Source organism: Streptomyces sp. NPDC059247, assembly GCF_042754005.1.
Classification (GTDB): Bacteria; Actinomycetota; Actinomycetes; order Streptomycetales; family Streptomycetaceae; genus Streptomyces.
This window is the reverse complement of sequence record NZ_JBHYZW010000044.1, coordinates 1-14,703: the sequence shown is the minus strand read 5'-3', so window position 1 is coordinate 14,703 and position 14,703 is coordinate 1. Positions and strand designations below refer to the sequence as shown.

The 14,703-nt window shown below is 71.8% G+C and carries 9 protein-coding genes and 1 pseudogene; 3 read left to right on the top strand and 7 right to left on the bottom strand.

Going from position 1 to position 14,703, the window contains the following annotated elements; all coding sequences use genetic code 11:
• Positions 1-551 precede the first annotated feature (551 nt).
• The gene (locus ACFXGN_RS32345; protein WP_384865940.1) at positions 552-1,625 is read right to left on the bottom strand and encodes a transposase; all 1,074 of its coding nucleotides are present in this window, start codon (positions 1,623-1,625) and stop codon (positions 552-554) included.
• Between the two features lie 138 nt (positions 1,626-1,763).
• On the opposite strand from ACFXGN_RS32345, the gene ACFXGN_RS32340 reads away from it, so the two are divergent.
• The gene (locus ACFXGN_RS32340) at positions 1,764-2,672 is read left to right on the top strand and encodes a zinc-binding alcohol dehydrogenase family protein (RefSeq protein WP_384865938.1); all 909 of its coding nucleotides are present in this window, start codon (positions 1,764-1,766) and stop codon (positions 2,670-2,672) included.
• A 335-nt stretch (positions 2,673-3,007) separates the two neighbouring features.
• Positions 3,008-4,063 carry an SGNH/GDSL hydrolase family protein gene (locus ACFXGN_RS32335; protein WP_384865936.1) on the top strand — a complete coding sequence of 352 codons (1,056 nt, stop codon included), beginning with the start codon at positions 3,008-3,010 and terminating at the stop codon, positions 4,061-4,063.
• Between the two features lie 539 nt (positions 4,064-4,602).
• On the opposite strand, the gene ACFXGN_RS32330 is transcribed toward ACFXGN_RS32335, so the two are convergent.
• The 3 genes from ACFXGN_RS32330 to ACFXGN_RS32320 all read right to left on the bottom strand — a co-directional run bounded on the left by ACFXGN_RS32330 (position 4,603) and on the right by ACFXGN_RS32320 (position 7,780).
• Positions 4,603-5,787, bottom strand: a complete 1,185-nt coding sequence (locus ACFXGN_RS32330) for an acyl-CoA dehydrogenase family protein (protein ID WP_384865934.1) — start codon at positions 5,785-5,787, stop codon at positions 4,603-4,605.
• Positions 5,788-6,257: 470 nt separating this feature from the next.
• Positions 6,258-6,746: a pyridoxamine 5'-phosphate oxidase family protein gene (locus ACFXGN_RS32325; protein ID WP_384865932.1), complete on the bottom strand. Its 489-nt coding sequence runs from the start codon at positions 6,744-6,746 to the stop codon at positions 6,258-6,260.
• A gap of 125 nt (positions 6,747-6,871) precedes the next feature.
• The gene (locus ACFXGN_RS32320; RefSeq protein ID WP_384865930.1) at positions 6,872-7,780 is read right to left on the bottom strand and encodes an NAD(P)-dependent oxidoreductase; all 909 of its coding nucleotides are present in this window, start codon (positions 7,778-7,780) and stop codon (positions 6,872-6,874) included.
• A gap of 326 nt (positions 7,781-8,106) precedes the next feature.
• Between ACFXGN_RS32320 and ACFXGN_RS32315 the strand changes: the two genes are divergently transcribed.
• A complete protein-coding gene (locus ACFXGN_RS32315; RefSeq protein ID WP_384865928.1) occupies positions 8,107-10,191 on the top strand; it encodes a BTAD domain-containing putative transcriptional regulator in 2,085 nt (694 codons plus the stop codon).
• Positions 10,192-10,853: 662 nt separating this feature from the next.
• On the opposite strand, the gene ACFXGN_RS32310 is transcribed toward ACFXGN_RS32315, so the two are convergent.
• From ACFXGN_RS32310 to ACFXGN_RS32300, 3 genes and pseudogenes are all read right to left on the bottom strand, one after another.
• Positions 10,854-11,696, bottom strand: coding sequence for an NAD(P)H-binding protein (locus ACFXGN_RS32310; RefSeq protein ID WP_384865926.1), 843 nt, complete (start codon positions 11,694-11,696; stop codon positions 10,854-10,856).
• A 601-nt stretch (positions 11,697-12,297) separates the two neighbouring features.
• On the bottom strand, positions 12,298-13,479 hold the full coding sequence (locus ACFXGN_RS32305) for an acyl-CoA dehydrogenase family protein (RefSeq protein WP_384865924.1): 1,182 nt from the start codon (positions 13,477-13,479) through the stop codon (positions 12,298-12,300).
• Between the two features lie 954 nt (positions 13,480-14,433).
• Positions 14,434-14,703 (bottom strand): annotated as a pseudogene (locus ACFXGN_RS32300) (hypothetical protein); the annotation flags it as partial.

Sequence of the window (14,703 nt, the reverse complement as noted above, 5' to 3'; positions counted from 1 at the left end):
GCCCCGTGTACCGCCGCCTCCCCGCCGCCGTCGGCTCCCTCGGCCCCGGGGCGGGGCTGGGCGTCGCCCCGTTCCGGCCCGCCCCCCCCCCCAACGGCCCGCTCCCCCGCTGCCCGGCTGCCCGACCACGCACACCCCGCCTCCCCGTGCCCCGTCTGCGGGGACTGCCGTCACCCGCCGGGAGACCGAGCCGGGCGTCCCGCGCTCCGGGACGCCCGTAGCACGCGTGGCGCACGTGGTGCGCGTGGTGTGTGTGGTGTGTGTGGTGCTGGTGACGGCGGAGAACCGGGACGGCTCGTCCGGACTCACGCCGATGCCGTCCGCAGGGGCGCTCGAACGGACCGTCATGACCGGGCCGGAGCGGGGGCTTGTGTTCCGGGCTGGAGGAGTCCGCCCCGGCGGGCCCGGCCCACACGCCGTCCCGCCCGGTCCGGGCGTGTCCGCTCCACGCGGGTCTCCAGCGGGGTCGGGCATTCCACGACACGACACGGGACGGGGCGGGGCGGGGCAGGGCTGTACGTCGCCGGGGTGGGGACCCGGCGGCGTACGGTTCACGGCAGTTCGTCCTCGCCGAGTTCCAGGGTGTCCACCGCGTACGCCGCCGACACCAGCGTCATGTGGTGGTTCCAGCCGGGGAACGAGCGGCCCGTGAAGTCCGCCATCCCGTAGTCGTCGGTGACCGCCGTCAGCGCCTCGGCCGTGGTGGCCCTGAGCCGCAGCAGCGCGAGGAAGTCGCTCGACGCGCCGTCCAGCATGTTCGTCAGCCACACCCGGCGGGGCCGGTCGCGTGCCGGGGACCATTCGGCGAGCAGCCGGAAGCGGCCCGTGCCGTAGCCCCGCAGGTCGAGGCGGGCGGGGGAGGCGAGCGTCACCAGGGGTGCGCGTACGGGCGGCTTGAGGACGTGGGCCCGCAGCCGCTCGGTCTCTCCCAGCGACAGCAGGAAGTCCGCGCCCCGGTCCAGGAGTCCGGCGGCGGTCCGGCAGGTGTCCCCGGCGCCGCGCAGGTCGAGGATCACGGGCCGTGTCCCGCCGCGCGGTGTCTGCGGGGCCTCGTCGAGGAGCTGGAAGGCGAGCTCTTCCACGGGGTGGCGGCGGACCTCGTCGGGGACCCGGCCGCGTCGCCGGTGTTCCGCGTCCTCGCCCCAGGCCCGGTTGAGGTAGAGCCGCCAGTCGACGGGCAGGCTCCGGCCCCGTTCGGTGAGGAACAGGCCGAGCGAGACCTGGCAGTTGACGGAGCCGCCGGTGGGGGTGGGCCGCCGGTGGACGCCTACGATCTGTTCGCCGTACTTGGGGACGAGGGCGAGTTCGAGGACGGTGGCCCGCAGGTTCATCCGCTGGGCCGCGAGGCGGCCCAGGGCCCGGCGGGACGGCTGCCAGTGCCAGGGGCTGTGGTTGACGAACTGCTGGAAGGCCTGGAGGTCCGCGGCGCAGTTCGTCATCGCGCGGACCGTCTTGCGGCCGGGCGAGGTGAGCAGTGCCCGCAGGTAGGCGGTGGCGCAGCGGCGCTGGTCGGAGCGCGGCAGGCTGGCGAAGACGGTGTCCACGAACCAGGCGGGGACGGGGTCGCGGTGTTCTTGCCCGGTGCCGTCCGGTGCGGTGCGTTCCTCGGTGAGCCGCTGTGTCATCTCCGCCCCTCGTTCCTCGGCCTGTCGGGCTCCAGAGTGACGAGTCGTTCTTGAATCCCGCGTGAGCGGGTGTCCGGGACGGCGGACCTGGTGGATCGGTGCCCCGGGGACGCGGGGCGGCCGGTACGGTGCCTGATCATGCTGGCGATACAGTTCGACCGTTTCGGCGGTCCTGAGGTCCTGACTCCCGTCGATGTGCCCGTGCCGGTCCCCGGGCCCGGGGAGACCCTGGTCACCGTGGAGGCGGCCGGTGTCAACTTCGCCGACACGTTGCAGGTGGACGGGTCCTACCTCTCCCCCGGTCTGCTGCCCCATGTCCCCGGCGGTGAGGTCGTGGGCAGGACCGGGGACGGCCGCCGGGTCCTGGCCAAGGTCACGCGCGGGTACGCGGAGCGGGTGGTCGCCCGGGAGTCCGCTCTCGTGGTGATTCCCGAGGAGCTGGACGCGGGCCGGGCCCTGGCCCTGCTGACCCAGGGGCTCACCGCCTGGCACCTGCTGCGGTCGGCGGCCCGGCTGCGGCCCGGCGAGAGCGTCGTGGTGCACTCGGCGGCGGGCGGGGTGGGCAGCCTCGCGGTGCAGCTGGCCCGGGAGTTCGGTGCGGGCAGGGTGCTGGCAGAGGCGTCCACGCCCGAGAAGGAGCGGCTGGCCCTGGAGCTGGGCGCCGACGGGGTCGCCCGGTATCCGCTGGACCCCCGGGCGGATGTGATCCTGGACGCGGCGGGCGGGGAGCTGTTCGACCGGGCGCTGGGTTCGCTGGCCGACTACGGGCGGCTCGTGACGTACGGGAACGCGTCCCGTGGCGTGTTCGCCCCGCTGGACCCGGCGAGGCTCAGCAGGCTGAACGCCGCCGTCGTCGGTTTCTGGCTGCGGCCCGCCCTGGCCCGGCCGGGGGGCCTGCGTGAGCCTTTGGAGGAGCTGATCGCGCTGACGCTCGGGGGGCGGCTGCGTCCGGTGACGGGTGTCGAGTACCCGCTCGCCGAGGCCCGTACGGCCCACACCGACCTCCTGGGGCGGCGGACGACGGGCAAGGTCGTCCTGCGTCCCTGACCGCGGGAACACGACCGGTCCGGACCGGACCAGACCGGACCGGCCTCCCGCCCTGGTCCTTGGCTCGCCCGCCCCGCCCCGGTCCGCCCTCCCGGTCCTGGTCCGCCTGTCCCGTTTCGCCCGCCCGCCTCTGAGAAACAGACCGTGCGTGCGGAAAACTGACACTCTCTTCGCCGCTGCGTTGGCCCGGTGGGCCGCCCCGTCCGAAGCTGGGGCCACGAGACGGCGCGGGAGCAGGTGCCTCATGCCCTGACAGCCCTGCCCGTGCCGCCTCATCGTGACTGCTCCGGTGCCTTCGAGGCACCGGCCGGAACCGAAAGACGGGAGGCCAGAAGATGAGGGAAGCGACCCGTCCGTCGACCGCCCGGTCCGCCCCCGGCCTGTCCGAGGCGCCCGGCCTGTCCGAGGCACCCGCCACGGGCCCGCGTCCGGCCCTCGCCACCGGCCCGCACACGGCGCCGCGTACCGGCTCTCACCCCGCGCCCGGCTCCGTCCGGCGCCCGGAGCCCGGCATCAGCTCGTACGCCGCGCTGGGTGACAGCTTCACCGAGGGCGTCGGGGACGAGACCCCCGGCGGGGACGTGGTCGGCTGGGCCGACCGGCTCGCCGACCGGCTGGCCCGGCACTGCCCGGGGCCGGAGTTCCGGTACGCCAACCTCGCCGTGCGGGGGAAGATGCTCGACGCGATAGTCGAGGAACAGGTGCCCAGGGTGCGGGAGTTCGCGCCGGACCTGGTGAGCCTGTGCGCGGGCGGCAACGACATCCTGCATCCCGGCAGTTGTCCCGACGACATCGCCGTCCGGCTGGAGGCGGCGGTCGCCGAGCTGGCGGGCGCGGCGGGCACGGTCCTGGTCTTCACGGGTTTCGATCCCCGTGACACGCCGGTGCTGCGCAGGCTGCGCGGGAAGATCGCGGTCTACACGGCGCATGTGCGTGCCATCGCCGACCGGCACGGCTGCGTGGTGGTCGACCTGTGGTCGCTGCGGGTCATCCAGCATCCGCGGGCCTGGAGCGAGGACCGGCTGCACCTGTCGTCCGAGGGGCATGAGCAGGTCGCCCGGCGGGCGGCCGACGTCCTGGGTCTTCCTCTGCAGCCGGAGCCCGCCGTGGTCTGGGCGCCGGAGTTCCGCCCGTGGGCGGCCGGACAGCTTCAGGACCTGCGCTGGTTCCGCGCTCATCTCCTTCCGTGGGTGGCGCGTCGTCTGCGCGGCCAGTCGGCCGGGGACGGCATGAGCCCCAAACGCCCCGACCTCGCACCGCTGGCACAGGCGGCACCCCTCGTACGGGCCGCGCCATCGGCACGGTCGGCGCAGGCCGCACCGCCGATACAGGCGGCACGGTCGGCGCAGGCCGCGCCATCGGCACGGTCGGGAAGGGCCACGGCCCCCTGACCGCTGACGCCCGCTCCGCCGCCCTCGGGCCCCACTGACGTCCTGACCCACGGCCGCCGTTCGTGCGGAACGCCCGCCGGAGAGTGTCGGGACCGCCGAGGCTGCCGGGCGAACCCGGTCTTCCCCCCACCGGTTTCGCCCGGCACCTTGCGACCGCTGCCCGCACGGGGGCCCATGGGATTCCCCCGCTCGGGCTGCTCCGACCGGCCCGGAGCAATGTTCAGGCTCTGAGTCGCTCCGGTCACTGTCCTGCGGGTTATCCCGCCCTCCGGCCCGGTCTTCCTCCACCACGGCTGACAACGGCTGAGGACGGCTGAGGGCTCTGCGGTCGCTGTTCCTTCAATGTCCTTGGTCCCGGCCGGTGTTGCTGTTGCCGCTGCTTCAGCGGTTGTCCCGGGTCCGGTCCCTGTTCCGGGTACGGGTGAGGGCCGTGTCCGGCGGGGTGCGCCGTTCACGGCCCTCGTGGTGCTGCCCGGCGGCGCCGGGGTTCTGTGTCGGCCCCTCAAGGGGGGTGTTCCGGCCGGGGGTTCTCGGGGTCTCTAGAAGAACTCGGTGTCCGGGTCCAGTCCCACCAGGACCCTGCCGTGGGCCTCGAAGCCGCCGAGGGGGGCCATGAGTCCGTGCAGGGCGAGTCCCTGGATGTCCCGGTGCACCCGCTGGAAGGGCTGCGAGCGCTGGATGACCGAGGCGCCGCTCACCGAGTGGAGGATGTCGACGGCTTCTTTCGACAGCAGGACCGCGTAGGTGATCTGGCTGCGGATCTCGACCCGTTCCTCCATGGACATCCGCTCACCGGCGTCGGCGGCGGTCTGCATCCGCAGGGTCCAGGAGTCGGCCAGCGCCTTGGCGGCCGAGATCCTGTTCGCCGCCGCCGCCACCTGGAACTGGATGTACGGGTGCGCGCGCTGTTCCTCCCAGTGGGTGTAGGCGATGCCCTTGCCCGGGAGCCGGCCGAGGAACAGTTCGAGGCCGGCCCGTGCCATGCCGAGGTAGGCAGCGGCGGACAGTGCCATCACGTAGGCGGTGAGGCCGTACTCCCGGCCGCTGCCCTCGGCGTGCGCCCGGCCTGCGACCTCGCCCTCCAGCACCTCGAAGCCGTCCACGACCCGGTACGCCGGGACGAACAGGTCCTTCACGGACGAGGTGCAGCTGCCGGTACCGGCGGCCGAGGAGACGTCCCAGTCGTCCGTGAGGACCATGTCGGACGCCCGGACCACCGCGTAGACCTCCTCGTGGACGTCGTCCGTGCGCTCGACGAGGGCGGCGAGGATGTTCCAGTCGGCGCCGCGGATACCGGTGTTGAAGCGCCAGCTCCCGTTGAGGACGAAGCCGTCCTCGGTACGGGTGGCCCGGCCGGTCGGGGTGAACCCGCCGGAGACCTTCAGCGACCCTCCGCCGGTCGCGTAGATCTCTTCCTGGGCCCGGTCGGGGTACTGCGAGATGATCCAGGCGCTGGAGATCCAGGCGTTGGCCACCCAGCCGGTCGATCCGCAGCCCTGGGCGATCTCGGCGACGACCGCGAACTGGTCGGCGAGCGGCAGGTCCAGCCCGCCGAACCGCTGCGGCACCGCGGACCGGAAGACTCCTGCCTGGTCCAGCAGATCGATGTTCTCCTGTGCGAGCCAGCCGCGTTCCTCGGTCGCGCGTCCGTTGTCCCGCAGGGTCCGCACGCTCTCCCGCACCGCTTTCAGTACGGTACCGGCGTCGATGTCGACCGTGGCCATCCTGCCTCCTCTGCCGCGAATTCATCAGGTTCCGCCGACTGTACTGCCGGTTCATTCAACCGTTTCCGGAATTCGCTCACACCTCGGTCATTGCCGGGACTGTGAATTGATGAGCGTTCGGTTACCGATATCTGAAAATCTTGAAGCTTTTCCCGGCCGGGGGTGGTGCCGGGCCGCGGGCGGGAGCACGGGCCCGGCGCGGCCGGAGACCGGACGGCCCGGCGCGGGCAGGGACCGGAAGGCCCTGCCCGCGCCGGGAGTTCCACCCCGGGGGTCCCGCCCGGCACCGGCCCCACACCGGTCCCGTACCGAACCCCGCACCAGCCCCACACCGGTCTCGTACCGAACTCCGTACCGGCCCCGTACCGTTCCTGCGCCGGGGCCCACACCAGCACCGTGCCGGACTCCGTACCGGCCCCCACGCCGGTCCCGTGCTGGTCTTGCGTCGGCCTCGTGCCGGCTGCCCGGGGTCAGCGGCGGCTCTCGTCGGTCCAGATGCGGCTGCTGAGGTCCGAGCCCCGGAGCACCTGCACTCTCCAGGGGTCGATGCGCAGGACGTGGTATTTGGGGTCGTCGGGGCCGCCGCGCCAGAAGTTGAGCGGGTTGTATCCGACGCCCGCCGGGCTTCCCTTGCGGTAGAGGTCCCAGGCGTACTGCCGGGTCTCCCGGTCCTCCGCCCAGGTGGAGACGCTGTCGATGAACACCGCGTTCTGCCGGGGGTTCCAGTACGAGTAGGTGGTGTGCGGGTTGTTCGCCAGGTGGGCCACCTTGACGGGTGTCTTGTAGGCGGCGAGCCAGCCGACCGGCTTTCCGTCGACGACTTCCCAGACGGGGAGCAGTACGCGGGCCCGGGGGCGGGATTTCTTGTCCACGGTGATCATCGTGCAGTAGACGATGTCCTGGATGTAGGAGTTGAATTTGTCTTCGATTTCCGAGAAGGATTCCACGGTGGTAGCCATATCGGTTCCTCTCGGCGTCCTGTTTGTTTTCGGTGAGGTCTTGGGAAAGCCCTTCTGCCTCAAGAATGCGGTACGGCGGCCGGTCGGGGAAGAAGGCACTTTGAAGTCACCTGCTTCCTTCGCGGTTACCGTCGGGGGCGGGGCCGGAACTGGTCGATGAGGGCGGCGTAGCTGTCGCCGCCGCGGCCGTCCGCGAGTGCCTGGTCGAGCGTGGTCCGGAACAGCCGGGGCAGTGAGACGTCGACGCCGGCCGTCTCGCTCTCCTGGAGGAGGTGGTCCATGGCGGCGGCGTGGGTGTCGAGGCTGGCGTCCTTGGCGACGGGTGCCCGGGTGTCGATCTGTTCGGCGTACGCGGTGACGAACTCGGTGAGGGAGGAGATCCACCGGTTGGCGAGGACCGCGAAGTCGGCGGCGGGTACCTGTGCGGTTCCCACCAGGGCGGCTCCGTGCAGGAAGCTGTTCAGGACGCCCCACATGAGGGTGAGCAGGGCGGCGTCGTGGAGGGCGGCCAGGCCGGGGTCGGAGCCGATGTGCACGCAGGTGCCCAGGTCGCGCAGGACCGGCAGGTGCTGCTGGAAGGCCTTCTCGTCGCCGCTGTGCAGGAGGACCGCGTCGGGTCCTCCCATGGACCGGGGGACGGCGATGACGGCGCCGTCCAGGTAGGCGGCGCCGTGGCCGGCGGTCCAGGCGGCGAGTTCGCGGGCCTGGCCGGAGGTGCTGGAGGTCAGGTTGACGACGGTGCGTCCGGCCAGGGTCCTGCCCAGGGGGCCGAGTACGGAGCGGACCGCCTCGTGGTCGGTGAGGCACACGATCACCGGGCCCTGGCTCGCGGTCACGGCCGCGGCGGCGGAGGGCGCGACCCGGGCCCCCTGGGTGATGAGGTCCCCGGCCCGTCCGGGTGTCCTGTTCCATACGGTCAGGGAGCGGCCGGCCCGCAGGTGGGCGGCGGCGATCGACCGTCCCATCAGACCGAGGCCCAGAATTGCCACGTCCGCTTCGGTGATGCGGGCGGCTCCGGCCCGGTTGTCGACCATGAGTTTCACCTTCTTCTTTTTTGTGGCCTGTTGCCCCTTCGGGAAAAATATTCCCGTCACGTGCTGCTCAAGACTCTTTCAAGGGGCTGGTGGGAGAGTGGCGGAAAATCTGCGGTAAGTGCGGCTCAGGCTTTCCGGCGTGTCGAGGACTGCCAACCCGATCCGGCCCGCGGGTATTTCCGGATGCACGTCAGACCTTGGAGCGGGGGGCAATGAGGTTCAGATTGCTGGGGCCGTTGGAAGCGATATCGGCGGACGGGCCCGTCGCCCTGGGCGGGACGAAACAGCGGGCGACACTCGGGTATCTCCTGCTGAATGCCAACCGTGTGGTGGCCACGAGTGAGCTGGTGGAGGCGCTGTGGGAATCGGAGGACGTCCCCGCCACGGCCCGGAAGATCCTGCACAACGCGATATGGGGACTGCGGACGATCCTGTCCGAGAACGCGGGTCCCGGATCGCCCGGTGCGCCGGAACTGGTGACCAAGGCCCCCGGCTACATGCTGCGTGTCGACCCCGACCATGTGGACCTGCTGGTCTTCCGCCGGTGGGTGACGGCGGGCAGGGCCGAACTGGCGGCGGGCGCGGCGCAGGAGGCGTCCCGGTGGCTGCGGGAGGGCCTGGACCTGTGGGGAGGGCCGCTCCTGGCCGATCTGGCGGAGTCGGGCATCGCCTGGCCGGAACTCGACGCGGCCCGCCGGGACCGGCTCGATGTCCTGGAGGACCTCTTCGAAGCCGAACTGGAGTGCGGCCACCACCATTCCATCCTCGGTGAGCTGACGATGATGGCCGAGGCGGAGCCCTGGCGGGAACGGGCCCGGGGGCAGCTCATGCTCGCGCTCTACCGCTGCGGGCGGCAGGCGGACGCCCTCAACGTCTACGAGCGGGTGCGTTCCTCCCTGGTGGAGAACCTCGGGCTGGAACCCGGTCACGGCCTGCGGACGCTCCAGCACGCCATACTGACCCACGATCCCGCCCTGTCCGCGGACCGGGCCACGGCCCCGCGGGCGAGCGCCGCCCCGCTCGGCCCCCGGCCGGCACCCGGACCCGGCCCGCAGCCCGTACCCTCCCCGCCGGTATCCTCCCCGCCCGTGCCCTCCTCGCCGGTGCCCTCCTCGCCGGTGCTCTCCGCGCCGGTGCTCTCCCCGCTCGTGCTCCCCCGCCAGGGCGGCACGGGCGAGCGGATACCGGTGAGCGCGCTCCTCGTCGGCCTGCGTCTGGGCCCTCTCGACGAGGTGTCCCCGGGCGAGATAGAGACGGCCCTGTACACCGTCGAGGACGTCATCACCCGGTTCGGCGGGACCGTCGTCGCCGCGATCGGGTCGCTCACGCTGGCCCTGTTCGGCACCGACCGGCCCGGCGAGGACGATCCCGAGCGGGCCGTGCGGGCGGCGCTGGCGCTGCGCGAGAGGTTCTCCGTCGACATGCAGACGGCCCTCAGGGCGGCGGTGACCACCGGCCGGGCCCTGGTGCGGCTGAGTCCCGGCGCCGACGCGGGCCGCCCCTCGGCCGTGGGAACCCTGCTGGACGACGGCCGGGCGATGCTGGGACGGGTCCCGGACGGCGAGGTGTGGATGAGCGGCGCGGCACGGCTGGCGACCGCGTCGAGCGTCGCGGCGAAGTCCGCCGACGACAGCTCCGACGCGTGGCAGGTCCTCGGGCTGCTCGGCGACGAGGCCGCGTTCCGTACCGACCGCGAACACGAACTGGGAGTCCTCAACGGGCTGCTGGACTGGGCCCGGCACAGCTCGGTCCCCCATCTGGTGACCGTCCTGGGAGCGCCCGGGGTGGGCAAGTCCCATCTGCTGGCGGAGTTCGAACGCAGTATCGCCGTCCAGTCCCCCGCTCCGGTACGGGTCCTGACCGCGCGGGCGGGTGGCGGGGACGAGGCGCCGCTGGCGGTGGCCGGGGTGATCCTGGCCCGTTACTGCGGTGTCGTGCCGCAGGACGCGGCCGAGGTCGCCCGTGCCAAACTCGCCGCCGCCGTCTGGCGGCTGCCGATGGCCAAGGCCCACCGTGCCCGGATGTACCGGAGCCTGCTGCCGCTGCTGCCCCCGGGCGGCTCCCTCGTGGATCCCGGCGACGGGGAGGAGGTGCTGCGGGTGTGGGGGGAACTGCTGACGGCGGCGGCGGAACTCGAACCGGTCGTGGTCGTCGTCGACGACGCCCACGAGGCGGCGGACGCCGTGCTGGACCGGCTGGAGTCCCTGTCCGACGGCGCCGGTACGGCCCCGCTCCTCACCGTCGCCACGGCCCGCCCCGAACTCCTGGGACGGCGCCCCGGCTGGGGCGGCGGGAAACACCGGGCCTCGACCCTGACCCTGCTGCCACCACGGACCACCCGCCCCGCGACCGTACCCACGGCCCACCCGCAGCCACTGCCACTGCCACACGGACGACGGATCGCGGTGTGAACGGACGGCGGACGGCGGACGCGGATGGCGAACGGCGGATGGCGGATGGCGGATCGCGGGCCACAGACCGCGGATGGCGGGCGCGGTGCCAGTGGACGGCGGACGGCGGATCGCGGATCGCGGGCCGCGGGCCGCGGGCCGCAGGCCGCGGTGCCAGTGGACTGCCGACGGCCGACGGCGGACGGCCGACGGCGGTGTGAGCGGACGGCAGACGGCAGATCGCGGTACTGGCTGACCGCGGACGGCGGATCGCGGTGCTGGCGCGGACGACGGATCGCGGTACGAAGGGACAGGGCCCCGCCGGTGCGATCCCGGCGGGGCCCTGTCCCTTCGTACCGGAACCCAGAGGTTCGACACCGGAAAACCCGGACGTCCGGTACTACGGGCTCAAAGGCCCGGTTACCGCAAGCCCGGACGCCCGGTTACCGCGAACCCGGACGTCCGGCACCACGGCATCCAGTACCGGGGACTCAGAGGCTAGGTACCGAAGACCCGGACGTCCGGTACTACGGACTCAGAGGCCCAGTACCGCGAGCCCGGACGCCCGGTTACTGCGAACCCGGACGTCCGGCACCACGGCATCCAGTACCGGGGACTCAGAGGTCCGGTACCGGGGACTCAGACATCCAGTACTGGGAGTTCAGAGGTCCGGTACCGGGGGTTCAGACGTTCCAGACTCCGCGCGCGGCGGCGTCCTTGACGAAGTCGGAGAAGTCCCGGGGTTCACGGCCCAGCACGCGCCGGACGGTGTCGGTGGGGGTGGAGTTCTTGTTGTCGCGGATCTGGGCGACCAGATCGGCGACGAAGAGCGCGTAGTCGGCGGGCACGTCGTAGCCGACCAGCTCGTCGACGTAGGCCTGGTGGTCGACGGGGACGTAGCGGATGTCCCGGCCGGTGGCCTGGGCGATCTCCCTGACGGCCTCGTCCAGGGTGAGGGCGCGGGCCCCGCTCAGTTCGTAGGTCTGCCCGGCGTGGCCGTCCTCCAGGAGCGCCTCGACCGCGACGGCGGCGACGTCCTCGGTGTCGACGAACGGCTCGCGGCCCGATCCGGCGGGCAGGGCCACCTCACCGGCGACGACACTGTCGAGCAGGACGCCCTCGTCGAAGTTCTGGAAGAACCAGTTGGGCCGCAGCACGGTCCACTCGGCGCCGGACTCCTGGACGGCGCGCTCGCCGGCTATCAGCGACTTGCCGCCGACCAGATCGGTCACCCTCGCCTGGAGCAGTACCAGGCGGCGTACTCCGGCCGTGACCGCGAGGCCGGACAGTTCACGCAGCGCGGCCTCCGCGTCCCAGGCGCCGGGCTTGTCCTGCGCGTCCACGAAGTAGGCGACGTCCGCACCGGCGAGCGCGGGCTCCCAGGTGTTCTTGTCGTCCCAGTCGAAACGGACGTCCCCGGAACGGCTGGCCGCGCGGACGGTGGCCCCGCGCTCCTTCAGCCGGTTCACGACGCGGCGGCCGGTCTTTCCCGTACCGCCGAGGACGAGGACGGTGGTGTCGGTCATGGCGATGAGCCTTCCTGAAAAGAGGGGGAGAGAAGACGAAGAGGTTGGGGCGAGGGGTGAGGCGAGGAGGGAAAAGGGGCGAGAAAGAGGTGGGCGGGAAAGAGGTGGGGCGGGAAGGGGAGGTACGGGTCCGGGCCGCCCGCGGGATGCGGGCGGCCCGGTGGAGGAGGGTGCGTGTCCCGGCGGGATCGACGTGCCCCGGTGGAGGGGGCCCGTCCCGGCGGGGAGACGCATCCCGGTGAAAGGGGACGTGTCCCAGTGGGGGGTGGGTGTCCCGGTGGAGAGTGCATGTCCCGGCCGGGGGACGTATCCCGGCAAGAGACGTGTCCCGGTGGGGGACGTATCCCGGTGAAGGAACGTGTCCCGGTGGGGACATACCCCATGGGGAGGGATGTCCCGGCGGAGGGAGCCGTCCCGGTCCGGGGTGGATGTCCCGGCGGGGGTGGGTGTCCCGACCGAGGGGATGTCCCGGTCCGGGGCGGATATCCCGGTCCGGAGCGAGTGTCCCGGCGGAGGGAGCCGTCCCGGTCCGGGGTGGGTGTCCCGGCGGAGTGGGTGTTCCCGGTGGGGGGTGGGTGTTCCGGTCAGCCGGGACGGCGGATCACAGGAACGGGGTGTCGGGGGCGAGTCCGAGGATGGCCCGGCCGTGGACTTCCTGGTTGGTGTTGAAGGCGAACAGTGCGTGCAGCGCCAGGCCCCGGATGTCCCGGTGGAAACGCTGGAACGGCACGTCACGCATGATCACCGAAGCGCCCGCGGCCTCGAACAGCCCGTCGACGGCCTCCTTCGCGAGCTGGATGGCGAAGGCGGCGGTACCACGGGCCGTGGCCCGCTCCTGCACCGACTGGCTCGTCCCGGCGTCGGCGTGCTCCTGGAGACGGCGCAGCCAGTTCTCCTGGAGGGCCTCGGCCGCCGCGATCTTGTTGGCGGCGACGGCGACCTGGATCTGGGTGACCGGGGACTGGCTCTGATCGGTCCAGGACGTGTAGGTGATGCCACGCCCCGGCAGCCGGTCGAGGAACAGCTCGTAGGCGCCCTTGGCGATCCCGATGTACGCGGAGGCGCCCTGGGCCATGAAGAAGGGGACGAAGGCGTAGTTACGGCCGGTGGCACCGGTGTTGGAGCGGTTGCCGGTGGTCCCGCCGAGGACCTCGATGAGGCTGACCACGCGGTGGGCGGGGACCCTCACGTTCCCGGCGGTGGCCGTGGAACTGCCCGTGCCCGCCCCGTACGCGGCGTGCCAGTCGTCGGCGATGTCCAGCTCGCCGAACGGGACGAGAGCGGCGAAGGGAGCCGGTGTCCCGTCCGGGCCGGTGACCAGAGCGGACAGCAGGGCCCAGTTCGCGCCGCGCGCGCCGGACAGCCACTTCCAGGAACCACTCAGGGAGTAGGAGCCGTCGTCGTTCGGCGTCAGCGTCCCGGACGGGGTGAAACCGGTGGAGACACGGACCGCGCCGCCCGCGTACACCTCTTCCTGTGCCTTGTCCGGGAACAGACTGGGTACCCAGGCACTGGACACCCAGATCATCGAGACCCAGCCGGTGGCGGTGTCCGCACGGGCTATCTCGCCCAGGATCCTGACCTGATCGGCGATCGGGGCCTCGAGACCACCGAACCGGCGCGGGACCGACAGCCGGTACACACCCGCCTTGTCGAGCAACTCGATGTTCTCGTCCGGGATCCAGCGGCGGTCCTCGGCCTCGGGACCGCTCTTGCGGAGCGTCTCGACGACGGCTGTCACCTCGTCCAGCACCGTGGCGACGGCACTGTCGGTCGTGGTCATCCTGTCTCCTCAGAAAATCTGCCACAGCAGCTTTACGGCGCACTCTCTCTACGCCGACGGGCATTCCCATTCTCACGGAAGCACGGTCACCCACAGGTAACCCGGCACTCCCGGAAACACACCCACCCCCAGACAACCCCCACAAAACAACAACCCGACACTCCAGCAACCCTGAACTCCAGCACTCCGGTACTCCGATAACCCGGTGCTCCGATACTCCAGCAACCCGGAAAACCTGAACTCCGGCACTCCGGTACTCCAGCACTCCGGCACTCCGGTACCCCAGCACTCCGGCACTCCGGCACTCCGGCAACCCGACAACCCGGTACTCCGGCGCTCCGGCGCTCCGGCGCTCCGGCGCTCCGGCAGCACGGAACTCCAGCACTCCGGCAATCTTGAACTCACGGAAAACCATCCGGAGAGCCGGTCACCGAGAAACAACCAGCAACCGGCCACCCGCTCCCGGAATCCCAGCCACCCCCAGAAAATCCGGCACCCTCAGACAATCCAGCAGCTCCCGGAAAGCCCTTCGAACGGACAGACACCGAGAAACGACACCAGCCGGACTCCCCGCACAGAACCGGTCCACAGGTCGGGTTCCCCGCACCACCCGGTTTTCCTGCCCACGTTTCCTGCACGGGCCGTGTTCCCGAACGGGCCGTGTTCTGCACGGGCAGGGTTCCCCGCACCGCCCACACAGGCTGGGTTTCCTGCACCGCCCGCGTTCCTGCACGGGCAGGGTTTCTGCACGGGCCGTGTTCCCGCACAGGGAGGGTTTCCCACACAGGCCGGGATTCTGCACGGGCCGGATTTCCCGCACCACCCGGGTTTCCCGCACCACCCAGGTTTCCCACGCGGGTCAGGCTTCCCGCATGGGCTGGGAAAGGGCGTTGCCCTGGCCTGCCGGGGTGCGGGAGGTCAGGGCAACGCTGTTCGTGTGTGGGTGCTGGGGGTTTATCTGGTGGCTTCGATTCGTTCGGTACTACCGGTGGTACCGCTGGTGGTGGTGTTGGGGGTGTCTGTTGTCGGGGCAGGGGTGTGGGTGGTGGTTCCGGTTTTGTTGCGGAGGCCGAAGGCGCTGATGAGGGCGGCGATGAGGGCGGCTGCGAGGGGGACGATGAGGGCGGCCTGGTAGCCGTCGAGGAGGGCGGCGGGGGTGGTGTCGTCGGTGGCGGCGATGTTGACGGCGGCGACGCCGGACAGGCCGAGGGCGGCGCCGAACTG

Bases quoted from the DNA above. Each gene is read 5' to 3' on its own strand.
- ACFXGN_RS32345 (WP_384865940.1), bottom strand. From the start codon at position 1,625: ATGACACAGCGGCTCACCGAGGAACGCACCGCACCGGACGGCACCGGG.
- ACFXGN_RS32340 (WP_384865938.1), top strand. From the start codon at position 1,764: ATGCTGGCGATACAGTTCGACCGTTTCGGCGGTCCTGAGGTCCTGACT.
- ACFXGN_RS32335 (WP_384865936.1), top strand. From the start codon at position 3,008: ATGAGGGAAGCGACCCGTCCGTCGACCGCCCGGTCCGCCCCCGGCCTG.
- ACFXGN_RS32330 (WP_384865934.1), bottom strand. From the start codon at position 5,787: ATGGCCACGGTCGACATCGACGCCGGTACCGTACTGAAAGCGGTGCGG.
- ACFXGN_RS32325 (WP_384865932.1), bottom strand. From the start codon at position 6,746: ATGGCTACCACCGTGGAATCCTTCTCGGAAATCGAAGACAAATTCAAC.
- ACFXGN_RS32320 (WP_384865930.1), bottom strand. From the start codon at position 7,780: ATGGTCGACAACCGGGCCGGAGCCGCCCGCATCACCGAAGCGGACGTG.
- ACFXGN_RS32310 (WP_384865926.1), bottom strand. From the start codon at position 11,696: ATGACCGACACCACCGTCCTCGTCCTCGGCGGTACGGGAAAGACCGGC.
- ACFXGN_RS32305 (WP_384865924.1), bottom strand. From the start codon at position 13,479: ATGACCACGACCGACAGTGCCGTCGCCACGGTGCTGGACGAGGTGACA.